Here is a 14396-nt window from a genome sequence, read left to right as displayed (position 1 = left end):
GCGTCCTGGCATGAATGCTCCTTCGCGCTGTGATCAGCCTAACGGCTGGTCGGGGCGAAGTGGCTTGGCCGTTGGTCCTCTCTAGGGGGTTCATTCCATACCCTGTCGTGTACCAAAAGCATGCACGGTCTACAAGGGCGTGGAAGGTGCCTTGACAAACGAAGTTCAGCTCCGTAGAGTATGAGGCAACCAGAAATGCTGCATGCAGAACTCTGAACTCTGAATGGATGAGGGGGATCATGATTTCGAGAGCGCCAGCCCTGCGAGAGCAGGTGTACATCAACATCCGTAACCGAATCGTCAACGGTGACTTGGAGCCAGGACGCGTACTTGTGGAAGTCGAACTTGCTGATGAACTTCAAGTCAGTCGCACGCCAGTGAGCAATGCGCTGATCATGCTTAAGGAGCGTGGCCTTGTCGAAGAAGAAGGCAGCCGTCTGCGCGTCCCTATATTGACTTTGCCTGATGTCACCCAGTTGTACTGGTGCCGTATGGCCCATGACGGGCTCGCTTCACGCTTGGCAGCCCAACGAATCACCGACATTGAGATCCTAAAACTGGAGAGTTGTTTGCTTGCTTGGGAGACTCCAGTTCAGGAAAACGATTATTCGGCCTTGTGGGTCAATGATCTGAATTTTCACCAGATGATCTACCAACTGGCTGATAACAAGCACTTGCTGCGGTTTTCTGAAACCACTATGGAATTGGGAGCAGCTTATCAGCGCAATACCTTTCGTCGCATGACTGATCCTAACAGCGGAACTGAACGTTCACGCAGCGATGTCAGGGTTGAACATAAAGCAATTTTCGAAGCCATTGCAGCTCACCGTCCAGACGAAGCTGAAGAGGCTGCACGTCAACATATTCGGATGGTTATTGCTCACCTTGAACAAGCTGATGTAGTTCTGTAAAGACGCCACTACATATGTATAGAGGAGAACGTAATGCCTGAGCACGGTTGGTTAGCGAACAAGGTCGCTGTGGTAACTGGAGCGGCCAATGGAATGGGGCGGGCGACGGCGCTGCTGTTTGCACGGGAAGGAGCCTGCGTCGTGATCGGAGATATTGACGAATCCGGTGGCCAAGCGGTAGCTGAGCAGATCAGGGACAGTGGGGGAGAGGCAACTTTCGTGCGCTGTGACGTAGCCCAAGAATCAGAGGTGGCTGAGCTGATGGCCACAGCGGAACGCCAGTACGGCGGCCTGAACACCCTCTTTAACAACGCCGGGATTGAGCAGCCCCTGACGCCTAGCCATGAAGTCACCGAAGCCATGTTTGAGCGGATCATCAACGTGAACTTGAAAGGCACCTTTTTCGGTTGCAAGTACGCGCTCCCGCTACTACGTCAAGCTGCTGGCGGCACTATCGTCAACAATTCCAGCGTGAGCGCCTTTGCCAATGTAGGCGGCAACCTGTCTTATGGGGCCAGCAAGGGAGCGATCATGTCGCTGACCCGTATCTTGGCAGTTGAATACGCCCGAGAAAACATTCGGGTCAATGCTATCTGTCCAGGGGTGATCGATACGCCCATGAACCAGCGCAACCTTGACCACGCTGAGAATCAGGAGGCAGTGGAAGCGCGTTGGCTGGCGTCCACACCCCTGGGCCGGATGGGTACGCCGGAAGAAATTGCTCATACAGTCTTGTATCTGGCCTCAGATATGAGTTCATTTACCACAGGTATTGGTCTGTTGATTGACGGTGGACGGGTCGCGACTTGAGTAGTTCGTCGGACACGCAATTGCGTTCCAGTGCCAAGTTGACCGGTAAGGTCTGCCTGGTTACAGGCGCGGCACGGGGAATTGGCCGGGCCGTGGCGCAGCGTTTTGCCGAAGAAGGCGCAGTGGTCTACGGCGTCGATCAGCACATTCAGGAACTTGAAGTGCAGATGCAAGCCCTCTCGGCGCGGGGACTGAGCGCCTTGGCTTGCCCGGCTGACCTTACGCGGCCAGAAGAAGTCAAGCAAGTGATTGACCAGATAACCGCTCAGAGCAGCGGCCTGGACGTGCTGGCGAATGTCGCGGGCATCATCGCCCTCAAGACGCTGGAAGAAACCACGCTAGAAGAGTGGGACCGCATTTTAGCCGTCAACCTACGTGCGCCGTTCCTGACCTGCCAAGCGGCGGCTTCCACCATGAAGCGGGCTGGAAGGGGATCCATCATCAACGTGTCAAGCCGCGCAGGTGTGATGGGTTTTGCTGATGAGGTGGCATACTGCGCCAGCAAATGGGGTCTTGAAGGCCTGTCCAGAGCCATTGCCGATGACTTTGGGCCGCACGGCGTCGCCGTCAACACGCTGACGCCCGGCACACCGACTCACACCGCGATGAGCGAACAGACCTACAGCGCAGAGACCCGGAAAGTCTGGCGTGATCCTAGCGTTATTACATCGGCCTTCGTGTACCTGGCTTTGCAAACCTCCTCAGGCCTTCACAACCACTACGTTAACGCCTGGGAGCTGTCCGAATGTCTTCGTTCGGAAGGCTGGGAAGTGTGAAGAACAGATCCACAAGCAAAAAAATATTGGGTGACACACGCATGATCGAGCATCCGGCCAAGTCTCAAACTTTTTAGAGCTGCAAAGAACGGCTCTGCCTGCCTTTAGCGCTTCCTTCAAGGAGTTGGTATGACCTCACAACCGTCTGTTTTACAAGCTGTCTTTGACCATATTGATGCTCATGCTGACGAGGCGGTAAAGACCCTCAGAACGCTTCTCCGACAGCCCTCAGTCAGCGCTCAGAACATTGGCCTTGAGACTTGTGCCCGCACATTGCAGGACTTGATGCGGGCCGCTGGTGTGGAAGACGCCCAGCCACTTCCCACTGACGGCGGCCCCGAGGTGATTTTAGGCACGGAAGCGGGAGCTTCGCCGGATGTCAAGACGCTGCTGTGCTACGGCCACTACGATGTGCAGCCGCCAGAGCCGCTGGAACTCTGGCACTCTGATCCGTGGGGAGCCGAGGTGCGTGACGGCGTGATCTACGCCCGTGGAGCCACCGACAACAAAAGTGGTTGTCTGGCCTTTGTCGAGGCGGCCAAAGCCTACCGGGCTGTCGCTGGAGCCACACCAGTACGGCTGAAGTATTTGTTTGAGGGCGAAGAGGAAATCGGCAGCCCGCATCTTGAGGATTTCGTCTGGAAGCACCGGGACCGGTTGCAATGTGACGCCTCGATTGGTTTGGACGGGGGCGTGAACCGTACGTCACTGCGCCCGGAGGTGCATCTGGGCATCAAAGCCATCTTGTATATCGAGCTGCGCTGCAAAACCCTCTCGCAAGACACCTGGTCTGGCCGCGCTCAGATGCTGCGATCCGCGCCTTGGCGACTCATCGAGTGTCTGACCAGCATCGCCGATCCGGCCACGGGCGTCATTAAGGTGAATGACTGGTACGACGGCTTGGTCTTGCCCGATGAGTGGGACGAGGAGTTTTTGCGCGATGAGCTGCAACACTTCGACCGCCAGGAATTCATGCGCCAGATGGGAGCCGAGAACCTTTCAACTGATGACGACTTCGAACTTCTCAAGCGGGCACATTACGGAGCCAGCGCCAATATCTGCGGTCTGACCTCCGGTTACGCGGGCGAAGGCTCGAAGACCATCGTTCCGGCACAGGCGACGGTCAAAATGGATTTCCGCTGCCCACCAGGGCTGGAACCAGCTGAGCAGTTTAGAAAGTTGCAAGCCCACCTTGAGCAGCACGGCTTTGACGACATTGAGCTGCTTCTGATTAACGCCCGTAAAAATCCATACAAAGTGTCGAGCCGTGAGGATATCGCACAGGCAACTTTCCGAGCTGCTCAGCGGGTCTTCGGCACAGCTCCCGTCGTTCACGGCGTGAGCATTCAGGGCCTAATTATGCTGGCTATTCCTCATCCTGCTGTGCTCTCCGGCTTCGGCGCGGCAGAAAATAACCTGCACGGCCCTAACGAAAATATGCCGATCGCCCGTTACATCCAGGGTATCAAATACGCGGCAGCCATTTACCACGAATACGCCTTGGCGACCACTCCAGGATACTCGACATGACGCTGTATATCCTGCGCCGCATTGTCCAAGTCATTCCGACCTTTTTCGGAGCTACTCTGCTGGCCTTCGTCATCATCCAACTCACTCCTGGCAATTTCACCGATCGTTTCGCGCTTGATCCTAACGCTGACGCTCAGCAACTCGAGCGGTTACGTGAGAATTTTGGACTCAATCAGCCGGTGGCCATTCAGTTCTTCAAATGGATTTGGGGCATTATCAGTCACGGGTATTTGGGCGAGTCGTTCACTTACCGTGCGCCGGTGACGACCATTATCTTGCCGTTGATTGTCAACAGCTTCAGTTTGGCGCTGATTTCATTGGTGCTGACTTACCTGTTGGCCATTCCAATCGGAATTTATCAAGCGGTTCGCCAACACAGTTTCGGTGACCAAGCGCTCTCGTTCTTATCGGTTGCAGGGCTGGCTATCCCTAATTTCTTTTTTATTTTGCTGCTTATTGTGGTGGTTTTGTTTTTTCAAAGTGACCTCCGGCAAGTGGCCGCGGGCGACGCTTGGTACAAACCACTGCTGAGCTTCTTCACCTACGACCTCAAGAATGGCTTGGCCCTTCCAGTAGGTGGGATGCGAACTAGTGAGATTTACGACGGCTTGGCATGGTGGCAGCAAATCGGCGACCGACTGTGGCATTTGGTGCTGCCGACCATCGTAATTACTACTGGTGGTCTGTCGAGTCTAGTGCGTGTGGTGCGCGGGCAGGTACTCGACTTTTTGCAGGCCGATTTCATTCGCACGGCCCGTGCAAAGGGCCTCGTCGAACGCACCGTCATCTATAAGCACTTGCTGCGAAATGCCATCAGTCCGGTGATCTCCGGCATTGGTACTGTACTCCCTGAGTTAGTGACTGGCGCGGGCCTGGTGGAGTTTGTGTACCGCTGGCCGGGAATCACGCCCGGCTTCGTGGCCGCCATTCAACAAAAAGACCTGTATGTGGTGATGGGTCTCTTGGTGTTGTCGGCCATCTTCCTTATGATCGGCAATCTCATTTCCGACGTGCTGCTGGCGCTGATCGATCCGCGCATCAGGTATTCATGACCAGTCCCAAACCGGGCTTGCCTGTAGGCCCATTTGCAGACGCGCCCGCTCCACAGACGCAGACTCAAACCCTGTCGAGCGGCCAACTTATTCGGCGTCAGTTTCGGAAAAACCGCTTGGCGGTCATCAGCATCTGGCTGCTCTTGACCTTGTATCTTCTGGCAGCTTTGGCTGACTTTGTCTCTCCTTACGGCGAGGCGGAAGCTTTCTTTCGCGGCCAGATTGACCGGTCATTTGCACCGCCTACCCAAATCCACTGGCGTGATCCGGGCAGTGGCAAGCTGACTCAACCTTTTGTCTACAACGTGTCGAGCGAACTCAACCTCGATACGCTTGAATTCGACTATAAAGAAGACACCTCACGCGCTTACCCAGTCGAGTTTCTGACTCGGGGCACGCCGTATACCCCTTTTCCCCTCAACGTTATCCCCGTCACTTGGCGCAATTCGCTGCACTTCAATCCACAGGTCAACTTTCATCTGTTCGGCGTTCAGAAGCCCGCCACCATCTTTTTGTGGGGCGCTGACCGATTGGGAAGAGACATCTTCGGACGCATCTTGTTTGGGGCGCGTGTGACCTTGACCATCGGTATCTTCGCTGCGCTGATCTCGTTGGTACTCGGCTTACTGCTTGGTGCAGTCGCGGGTTATTACGGCGGACTGATTGATGATCTGATTATGCGTACCGTTGAGATTCTGGCGACCATTCCGGCCTTGTTTTTGTTGCTGGCCCTCCGGTCACTCTTTCCGCTCGACGCCAAAAGTAGTGTGGTGTTTTTCGTGGTGATCGTGATTCTAGGTTTTATTCGCTGGGGCGGGGTGGCCCGGGCAGTGCGCGGGCAGGTACTGTCGCTGCGCGAAGAGGATTTCGTGATGGCCGCTCGCAGTTTGGGGGCCAGCGACTGGCGCATCATCTTGCGTCACGTGCTTCCCAGCACTGCCAGTTTCACCATCGTGTCGCTCAGCTTGCTTATTCCTGGCTTCATCCTGACTGAATCCGGGCTCTCGTTTCTGGGGCTTGGTATTTCGGATCCCAACTCCAGTTGGGGCCTGATGCTAGCTGTCGCGCAAGAAGGCGGTTTACAGACATTTACCTCTCGTCCCTGGATGCTTCTCCCTGGCCTCTTCATTTTCGTGACGGTGCTGGCTTTCAACTTTATCGGCGACGGGCTTCGCGACGCTTTCGACCCGAAATCGAGGTCGAGATGAGATAAGCATGTGCTCACTCACCGGCCTCGACTGAACGGCGAACAAATCCTTGAGGAGGAGAAATGAAGAACACGAAATGGATGGTAATGGTTTTGGCGATGTCTGCCGCTGCAGCTTCTCTGGCTGACGCTCAATCGTTGGTTCGCTCAGCCCGCTTCGGCGGCGGCGGCACTGCACCGATAGGAGGCACCTTTACTTACGGTCTGGTGGGACTGCCGCCGACGTTCAATCCGTTCACAGTTCAGTCTTTGACTGACGCGTATATCCAGTATCTGTGGTTTCCTCAATTGGTGCAGTTCAATTCGGCTTCTGGGCAGTACGAGTGTTACGCCTGCGCTAACTTTCAGCAAAAGGGCCTGGAACTCACCTTCAATCTCAGGAAGGGTATGACTTGGTCAGATGGAAAGCCGATCACGGCAGATGACGTTTTGTTCAGCGCTCAGCTTCATGCTGATGTACAGGTCAATTCCCGTCAGCGCACCAATTTTCAGCAGTCTGGAAAACCGATCAAGTGGAGCAAAGTAGACGGCGACACGGTAAAACTCACCCTCAATGCCAAAGACGCGGCAGTGCTTGAGCTGGCGAGCTGGCCAATTGTTCCCAGACATATCTGGCAGCCGATCTTCGAGAAGGGCGGCGCAGCAGCTGTCAATGCCGCTTACGGCGTTAATACTGACCCCAAAAGCATGGTCATGGCTGGCCCCTTTTTGCTTGATGCCTACCGGCCCGGTGAAGAAATTGTCCTGCGTAAAAATCCCAACTACTGGGTGGTGGACGAAAAAGGCAACAAGCTGCCCTACCTCGACCGCGTTATCGGCAAAAACTACGCCGATACCGAAGCCTGGCTGGCTGGGTACATCGCTGGGCAATTAGACTTTTTTCAGCCGCTCACGATTGATGATGTGCAGGGCGCTCGGCAGGCCATTAGCAGCAACCGTCTGGATGCCAACCTTAAGATCAACATTACCCAGACGGCGATCACTTCTACTATTCTCTGCAACTTCCAAAACGTTGATCCGTTCAAAGCCCAGTTGTGCCGGAATCTGAAATTCCGCAAAGCGCTGTCTTATCTGATTGACCGCGATACCATCATCAAAGTTGGACTGGGCGGTCTGGGCAAACCACTTTACGGCCCTATTTCCAGCGGCAACACCCGGTGGTATACCGACAGCGTCTATGTAGAGGGCAAAACCAAGTTCAGCTACGATCCAGCTAAAGCTGTGCAGTTGCTACGCGAACTGGGATTCACCAAGAAAAATGCCCAAGGCCTGCTAGTCGATGGTAAAGGCCGAACCATCAAAATGAACGCTCTAGTCGTCTCGACTGAAGCGCTCCAGAAGCTGGCCGCACCCATCATCATTGACGACATGAAAAAAGTTGGGATTGACGCTTCATTTACAGTGGCTGATAACGGCAGCGTGATCAATCCGGCTCTACGCAATTTCAACGCTGACGGTACCCGAAACTTCGACTTGTCGTTCACTGATTTCGGCGGCGTCTCCGATCCTCCTACACGCCGCAACCTGTACAACCTCAACGGCGTCGCTCACATCTGGAACCTCAACCGCACTGGGCAAAGCCAGCCCGCCAAAACTGAGTCGTTTGAACTCCTCCTCGATAAATTGGTTAGCAGTGGACTTTCAGCCGGTGATCTGGCGAGCCGCAAGGCTATCTATGACCAGTTTCAAACGGTGGCGGCCAGCAACCTACCGCTGGTTTACCTGTATACCCGGGGCCTGCACGTGTCCTATAAAAAGCGCGTGGTCAATACCCAGGATCAACTGACTGATCCAGTCGGCGCTTTTCAAAGTTCGGCCAATGGTGCGGTCGGTGAGGGCATCAATTTCCTCGACACGATAGGCGTGAGAAAATAGTGCGGCTGGACCTGATTGAGCCTTGGGAGCGACTGTGACGCGCCAGGCCAAGTCGTACCGTTTCGCTGACCGTGTGGTACACAAAGACGAATCGATCCGAACCCGCTTGCTGGGGATTGCCGCTGGACTTTCCGGCGTGATCGCGCTGGGCCGGGGCGACCCCGATCTGCCAACGCCGCCGCATATTGTGGCCGCAGGCCAAGCCGCTCTCGCCAACGGAGCGACTCATTACACTGCGCCTCAGGGCCTTCCAGAACTGCGGGCCGCCATCTGTCACAAACTTCAGCGCGACAATGAGCTGAGTTACCGTGACGACGAAATCATCGTGACCAGCGGCGCTCAGGAAGGCATCTATATCGCGATGCTGGCCCTGATCAATCCCGGTGAGGAAGTGCTGGTCACTTCGCCGGGTTACACCTCTTACGATCAAGCCATCGAACTTGCAGGCGGTATTCCCGTGCCGGTGCCAATTTATCAGCGGGATAACTTTGCCCTCACCGCTGAAGCCGTTCGGGCCAGGATCACCCCCAAGACTCGCATTCTCTGTTTGATGAATCCGTCCAATCCGACTGGTTCAGTCACGCCGCGCAGCGAGGTTGAAAAGCTGGCTCAGCTTGCCATTGAGCACGATCTGATCGTCATTTCCGACGAGATTTACGAGCAACTGGTTTTCGGTGGCCACCGCGTGACTTCCGTGGCGTCTTTGCCGGGCATACGTGAGCGCACCATAACGGTCAACGGCTTCTCGAAGACTTACGCCATGACCGGTTGGCGGGTCGGGTATCTGGCCGCGCCCCGCGCCTTGATCATTCCCATGACCGAGATTCACCACGGCCTGACCATCTGTGCGCCCGCCGTCAGTCAACATGCGGCGCTGGCCGCGCTGACCGGGCCGCAAGACTGCGTAGAGGAATACCGGCAGATTTTTGCCGAGCGGCGTCAGTACTTCCGGGGTGTCCTCGATGAGTTCGGCTTCAGTTACGGTGAGCCGCAGGGCGCATTTTATCTTTACACCAATATTTCGTCTTCCGGAATGGGCGCGGAGGAGTTTTGTGTCCACCTTCTCAAAGAAGCTCAGGTGATGATCTTTCCAGGCTCGCTCTTCGGCGATCACAACGACGATTTCGTTCGGATTTCTCTGCTTCAGCCGATGGATAAATTGCGCGAAGTGGCGCAACGGATGGCCAGCGCCCTGAACTGAGAACAAGAGCCGCGCCGGAGCAATACCAAATTCTGGCTCCGATGATCCTTCGCCTCTGTACATAGCTGCGGTTCCCGGCCTTAACCGGCGGGAGCCTCAGTTCCTCACACCCAGGAGATGGTAACCACCATGACTTCAGATGATCCGCAGGTGATGTCCATCAAGCATATGGCCTTCGCTGTTCGCGACGCCCAGCAAGCCCTTGACTCGTATGTCCGCTTTCTTGGCGTGGTTCCCACTGGCGTTCAGGAATATCCCAAATCGCGCAACCGGGTCGCTCTCTTTGAGCTGGGCGGCGTGGAATACCAACTGTGCCAGAGCATGGATCAGGGAGGCAGGTTCGACACTTGGATCAACGAGCGTGGTCACGAGGGTCTGCACCATATCTGTTATGAGGTTCGGGACTTGGATCAAGTGCTGGCTCACGCTCTGGCTGGCGGCGCGTCTCTCCGGATTTGCCAAGCTTGCGGCGTGTACGGCAAGCACCCGCATCCGGAAGGCTTCATCGCTTTTTTAGACAACGATACGGGCGGCATCGAGCTTGAGTTCATGCAGGTCTACACCTCGCAAGAACTTCAAACTTACCAGCAAGTTCAAGGAATCTGAAACCGCAAGGAGGCCAGTATGAGTGCACTCAAGGTTGGTACAGCATCAGCGCAGCCCGGTACAGTCGCGACCGGCACTATCGAAGTCTCCCGCTTAGCTGGGGGAAGTGCGCTAGAAATTCCGGTCATTGTGATCAACGGCCAGAAGGACGGCCCGTGCCTATGGATCGACGGAGCTATCCATGGCGATGAACCCGAAGGGCCGCTGATGTGTCACATTCTGCGCCGGGAAGTCGATCCGGCGCAGCTCAGCGGCTCTTTGGTGCTGGTGCCAGTGATCAACGTCCCTGCCTTCGAGGCTGCTGCCCGTGGCAACCCACTGGACACGTTCAGCTACGACATGAACCGCATTTACCCGGGCAAACCGGACGGCTACCTCTCCGAGCGGGTCACCTATGCTCACAGCCAGTGGATGACCCAGGTGGCGGATTACGAACTCTCGATTCACTCAGGAGGCGCACACTCTTACCTCTCGGAAACTATCTTTGCCACCGAGGACACAGCGTCGCAGGAACTGGCCAAAGCGATGGGAGAGGGCTGGAGCTTGGTGCTCAAATCCTTTTTGCCCAAAGGCAATCCGATGGCTTCGATGCTGGAGGCGGGCAAGACGGGCATCACCGTTGAACTGGGCGGGCGCAGCGCCACTTCGCCGCAAGCGTTTCAGCGGGTCGGGCGGGTTCTGGCCGACGCTGCCATCAACGTGATGCGGCATTATCAGATGCTGCCGGGCGAAGCGAGCTACGCGAGCCCCCGCTGGACCGGTGTTCAACAGGCGCTGCTGGCACCATCGAGCGGTCTTTTTGTGGCGGAGCCGGAAGCCGATTTTCAAAAACCTATGCAGAAAGGCGACAAGATTGCCACCATTTACGACCTTTACGGCGAGGTTCAAGACGTCTTGTATGCGCCGGTTGACGGCATGATTTTCGGGCTACGCGCCCTGCCGAATGTCACGGTCGGGGAGTGGTGCTGCTTTTACGCGGAAATTCAGGGAACGTTGAGTTGAGATCAGCATGACTGAGCTGACTGAACTTCTCAAAACCCTCATCAGTATCCCCTCGACCAATCCAACTGGCGATAGCCGGAGCATAGCCCAATTTGTCGCGCAGTGGCTTCAGGAGATCGGTGGGGCAGTTCAGGTGCTGGCTCCAAGTGAGAAGCCTGAAGCGCAAAGCGTGGTGGCGCGGGTGGGCGAGGGATCTCCTGTGATCATGCTGCACGCCCATACCGATACCGTGCCAGTCACACGGACGGAGGCCGCCGCCTGGACAAGCGATCCGTTCGTGGGCGTGGAACGCAACGGCAACATGTACGGCAAGGGCAGTGTGGACGACAAAGGCACACTGGCGGCCATGATGATTACTTTCAAAAAACTCTGTGCTCACCGGCCCAATGGCACGCTCATTCTGGTGGCGGCTTCTGAGGAAAAAGTCGGTGGGCAACTCGGTACCCGCTGGCTGGTACAGACGGGTCATCTCCCGCTCTGCGACCTGATTGTCGTTGGGGCACAGACCTTTAACCGAGTCGCTACCGTTCATAAGGGCGTGATGCGGGCCACAGTCACCACCCGTGGGCGCAGCGCTCACGCCACCAATCCAGACCGGGGGATCAATGCCATCAACGCCATGGCGCGGGTAATTCTGACGCTGGAAGACTATCACCGGCAGTTGGCACAACATTCACACCCTATGACCGGCAACCCGACTTGCAACATCGGGGTAATCACGGGGGGGAGCACAGCCAACGCCGTCGCCGACCAATGCACCATCGAACTCGACCGCCGAATGGTGCCGGGAGAAGAGCCGCTGCAGGTGCAGCGCGAATTGGAGCAGTTGGTTCTGAGTGCCCAAATCGCTCCCTCAACGGCTGAGATCGGTGGATTTCTTTACTCTAGCTGGTTTGAAGCTGAAATTCAGACTGAATTGGGTCAAGCGTTCTTAGAGTACGCCAGTCACTACACCAACACGCCAGTGCAGCCTGTCGGCTACTGGCCGGGCAGCGACGCCAAGCACCTGACCGAACTGGCAAGGGGCGACATGGTTATTTTCGGCGCGGGGAGTTACGAAGCGGCTCACGCCGCAGACGAGTACGTCAGCATCGCTGAGCTGACCACCTGTGAGGCAGTGCTGTCAGGCTTTCTCTCGCGGACGCTGCTGGCAGGGGGACTGCATGTTTGATGTGCTGATTCGCGGAGCGACGGTCATGACGCCCGCCGGGGAAGCGCAGCTTGACGTTGCACTTACCAAGGACAAAATCGTAGCCCTGCTTGCGCCCCACAGCGAGGCTCAGGCTGCCGAAATCATTGACGCTGGGGGCCAGCATCTACTGCCGGGGGCGATTGACATTCACTTTCACGTTCGCGCTCCAGCTTACCCTGAACGGGGCACTTGGGAAAGCGAAACCCGCGCTGCTGCTGCCGGAGGCGTGACCACTGTTTTTGAAATGCCAATCTCTAAGCCATGCTGCGCGACGCCGGAGATTTTCGTGTCCCGCCGTGAGCAGGGGCGGCGCGAGGCAGTCGTTAATTTCGCGCTCTACGGCGCTCCTGGCCTTCTCGACGCTGAGCTGGTACACGGCATGGCACGGGAAGGCGCAATTGCCTACAAGATCTTTACCACCGAAGCGGTCCCAGGCCGTGAGGACGAATTCGAGGGGCTGTGTGTACCGGGCGAGGCCGAGCAACTGCGCGTTTTGGAGTTGGTACGCCAAACGGGACTGGTCACGGTTGTCCACGCGGAAAGCCAGCCACTCATGGATCATTTCACGGCGCAGGTCAAAGCCACCGGCAGAAACGACGCGCTCACTCACGGTGAATCTCGCCCGCCGGTGGTTGAGGCGTTAGCGATTGCCAAGATAGCGACCCTGAATGATCTGGTCGGCACCAAACTGCATATCGCTCACCTCACCTCAGCGCACGCCCTGCGAACTTTGCAACGTTGGCAAGGTTCGCAGGACATCACTGGAGAAACCTGCCCACAGTATCTGAGTTTCACTGAGGATGCCCTGAGCCGTTTCGGGAGTTACGCTAAAATCAATCCGCCGCTTCGAAAAGAGGCTGATATCGAAGCGCTGTGGGATGGGCTGCGGAACGGCTCTATTCTGAGCGTGACTACTGATCACTCTCCTTTCACAGTTGCTGAAAAAGAGCGTGCTAGGAACAATATCTGGGCCGCTCCGCCCGGGGCACCCGGCGTCGAGTTTCTGGTGCCAATGCTGCTTGACGCAGCGGCACAAGGCAAACTGAGTCTCGGGCAGGCAGTGGACTTGATGAGTAGCAACGGTGCACGCCGCTTCGGGCTGGCGAACCGAAAAGGGGTCATCCAAGTGGGAGCAGACGCCGATCTAATTCTGGTTGATCTCAAGGCAATGACTGTGGTCGATCGTCAAACTGAGCGGAGTCAGGCCCGCGACACCGACTATTTTCTGGACGGGCAGCGATTTCAGGGCAAAGTCGAGCGCACCATCGTCAATGGCAAGACGGTCTACGCTGCTGGTCAAATCACCGGACAAGCGGGCGACGGACAGTTCGTACGCCCATGACTCATCCTCCGCCCATTTTCTTGACTGGTGCAGGGGGCTTTGTAGGCCGGGCCTTGATTCAGCACTGGCGCGAGGCGGGCGTGCCGGTCATCGGCGCTGATCTGAGTGGTGCGGACGAAGTGATTGATGTTCTGAACGCTGAGCAGCTTTGTCGGCGTGTCGCTGAGATTCAGCCCCGCGCTGTCGTCCATGCCGCCGCTCTCACCAGTGGTAGCGATCTCCGGCTGCTGGAAGTGAATCTTGGCGGCACCCTGAACGCTCTCAACGCGGCGCTGCAAGCCGAGGTCAAGCATTTTGTGCTGCTGAGTTCTACGGGCGTGTATTCGCCGCAAGTTGGGCCGATTTCCGAGACTGGACAGACCACTTCAGCGAACGCTTACTCACTGTCTAAAGTCTTGGCCGAACGGGCGGCGGCAATGGTCGGCGGCGAGATGTCCATCTGGAGTCTGCGCCTTGGCCCCGTCTACGGAGCGGGCGAAGAGGTGTCCGGTAGTCGGCAGCGCACCTCTCTCATCCACCAGATCGCAGCGGCTATTCGGGAACAGCGCAGTGTCAACCTTTCCCAGGGCCGTGACTCTGCAGAAAACTGGCTGCATACCCGTGACCTGGTTCGCTTGCTCAACGTCATTCTGGCTCAATCCGAGTCCGTTGGAGCGCACCTCTATAACGTGGCTGGGCCGCCCGTCTCTCAGCAAGCTCTCTTGGAAGCTTTTGAGCAGCTCTGTCCGGAGCAGCCCGTACAGAAATGGCTGACTTGGAACCCCACACCGTTGCCCCGGCACGGCGAGGTCGACTGCTGCAAAGTGGCGCAGGAGCTGGATTTCAGGCCCACCATACCGCTCCTTGAGGGACTTTTTGACGCCTTGGCAGCTCCGTGAGAGCCAACTTTTTA

13 protein-coding genes are annotated in these 14396 nt (G+C 56.7%); all 13 read left to right on the top strand.

Annotated features, from left to right (window positions below):
• Positions 1-239 precede the first annotated feature (239 nt).
• The gene (locus tag FNU79_RS14945) at positions 240-911 is read left to right on the top strand and encodes a GntR family transcriptional regulator (RefSeq protein ID WP_185974740.1); all 672 of its coding nucleotides are present in this window, start codon (positions 240-242) and stop codon (positions 909-911) included.
• A gap of 33 nt (positions 912-944) precedes the next feature.
• A complete protein-coding gene (locus FNU79_RS14940) occupies positions 945-1721 on the top strand; it encodes an SDR family NAD(P)-dependent oxidoreductase (protein ID WP_143721612.1) in 777 nt (258 codons plus the stop codon).
• Positions 1722-1759: 38 nt separating this feature from the next.
• Entirely contained in the window at positions 1760-2497 is a 738-nt protein-coding gene (locus tag FNU79_RS14935) for an SDR family NAD(P)-dependent oxidoreductase (RefSeq protein ID WP_185974739.1), read from the top strand.
• Positions 2498-2782: 285 nt separating this feature from the next.
• A complete protein-coding gene (locus FNU79_RS14930; RefSeq protein WP_185974738.1) occupies positions 2783-4027 on the top strand; it encodes a M20/M25/M40 family metallo-hydrolase in 1245 nt (414 codons plus the stop codon).
• Positions 4024-5079, top strand: coding sequence for an ABC transporter permease (locus tag FNU79_RS14925; RefSeq protein ID WP_143721609.1), 1056 nt, complete (start codon positions 4024-4026; stop codon positions 5077-5079). Before FNU79_RS14930 ends, FNU79_RS14925 begins: the two co-directional genes overlap by 4 nt.
• On the top strand, positions 5076-6287 hold the full coding sequence (locus tag FNU79_RS14920) for an ABC transporter permease (RefSeq protein ID WP_143721608.1): 1212 nt from the start codon (positions 5076-5078) through the stop codon (positions 6285-6287). The genes FNU79_RS14925 and FNU79_RS14920 overlap by 4 nt, the downstream gene beginning before the upstream one ends.
• A gap of 62 nt (positions 6288-6349) precedes the next feature.
• Complete coding sequence (locus FNU79_RS14915) at positions 6350-8161, top strand: ABC transporter substrate-binding protein (protein ID WP_143721607.1); 1812 nt, start codon at positions 6350-6352, stop codon at positions 8159-8161.
• Positions 8162-8195: 34 nt separating this feature from the next.
• Positions 8196-9362, top strand: a complete 1167-nt coding sequence (locus FNU79_RS14910; RefSeq protein ID WP_143721606.1) for a pyridoxal phosphate-dependent aminotransferase — start codon at positions 8196-8198, stop codon at positions 9360-9362.
• 129 nt (positions 9363-9491) lie between these two features.
• Entirely contained in the window at positions 9492-9968 is a 477-nt protein-coding gene (locus tag FNU79_RS14905; protein WP_225430101.1) for a VOC family protein, read from the top strand.
• An 18-nt stretch (positions 9969-9986) separates the two neighbouring features.
• Entirely contained in the window at positions 9987-10970 is a 984-nt protein-coding gene (locus FNU79_RS14900) for a succinylglutamate desuccinylase/aspartoacylase family protein (protein WP_143721604.1), read from the top strand.
• 7 nt (positions 10971-10977) lie between these two features.
• On the top strand, positions 10978-12141 hold the full coding sequence (locus FNU79_RS14895) for a M20 family metallopeptidase (RefSeq protein WP_143721603.1): 1164 nt from the start codon (positions 10978-10980) through the stop codon (positions 12139-12141).
• A complete protein-coding gene (locus FNU79_RS14890; RefSeq protein ID WP_143721602.1) occupies positions 12134-13504 on the top strand; it encodes a dihydroorotase in 1371 nt (456 codons plus the stop codon). Before FNU79_RS14895 ends, FNU79_RS14890 begins: the two co-directional genes overlap by 8 nt.
• Positions 13501-14382 (top strand): NAD-dependent epimerase/dehydratase family protein, encoded by an 882-nt coding sequence (locus FNU79_RS14885; protein WP_143721601.1) that lies wholly within the window; start codon positions 13501-13503, stop codon positions 14380-14382. The genes FNU79_RS14890 and FNU79_RS14885 overlap by 4 nt, the downstream gene beginning before the upstream one ends.
• Positions 14383-14396 lie beyond the last annotated feature (14 nt).

The organism is Deinococcus detaillensis, assembly GCF_007280555.1.
Taxonomy (GTDB): domain Bacteria; phylum Deinococcota; class Deinococci; order Deinococcales; family Deinococcaceae; genus Deinococcus; species Deinococcus detaillensis.
Note: the sequence above shows the minus strand (reverse complement) of the source record. Positions and strands in the feature narration are given on the sequence as shown.

Excerpts from the sequence above, each read along its gene's own strand:
- FNU79_RS14885 (WP_143721601.1), top strand. The coding sequence starts at position 13,501 with ATGACTCATCCTCCGCCCATTTTCTTGACTGGTGCAGGGGGCTTTGTA.
- FNU79_RS14890 (WP_143721602.1), top strand. The coding sequence starts at position 12,134 with ATGTTTGATGTGCTGATTCGCGGAGCGACGGTCATGACGCCCGCCGGG.
- FNU79_RS14925 (WP_143721609.1), top strand. The coding sequence starts at position 4,024 with ATGACGCTGTATATCCTGCGCCGCATTGTCCAAGTCATTCCGACCTTT.
- FNU79_RS14905 (WP_225430101.1), top strand. The coding sequence starts at position 9,492 with ATGACTTCAGATGATCCGCAGGTGATGTCCATCAAGCATATGGCCTTC.
- FNU79_RS14940 (WP_143721612.1), top strand. The coding sequence starts at position 945 with ATGCCTGAGCACGGTTGGTTAGCGAACAAGGTCGCTGTGGTAACTGGA.
- FNU79_RS14895 (WP_143721603.1), top strand. The coding sequence starts at position 10,978 with ATGACTGAGCTGACTGAACTTCTCAAAACCCTCATCAGTATCCCCTCG.
- FNU79_RS14920 (WP_143721608.1), top strand. The coding sequence starts at position 5,076 with ATGACCAGTCCCAAACCGGGCTTGCCTGTAGGCCCATTTGCAGACGCG.
- FNU79_RS14945 (WP_185974740.1), top strand. The coding sequence starts at position 240 with ATGATTTCGAGAGCGCCAGCCCTGCGAGAGCAGGTGTACATCAACATC.
- FNU79_RS14930 (WP_185974738.1), top strand. The coding sequence starts at position 2,783 with ATGCGGGCCGCTGGTGTGGAAGACGCCCAGCCACTTCCCACTGACGGC.
- FNU79_RS14915 (WP_143721607.1), top strand. The coding sequence starts at position 6,350 with ATGAAGAACACGAAATGGATGGTAATGGTTTTGGCGATGTCTGCCGCT.
- FNU79_RS14900 (WP_143721604.1), top strand. The coding sequence starts at position 9,987 with ATGAGTGCACTCAAGGTTGGTACAGCATCAGCGCAGCCCGGTACAGTC.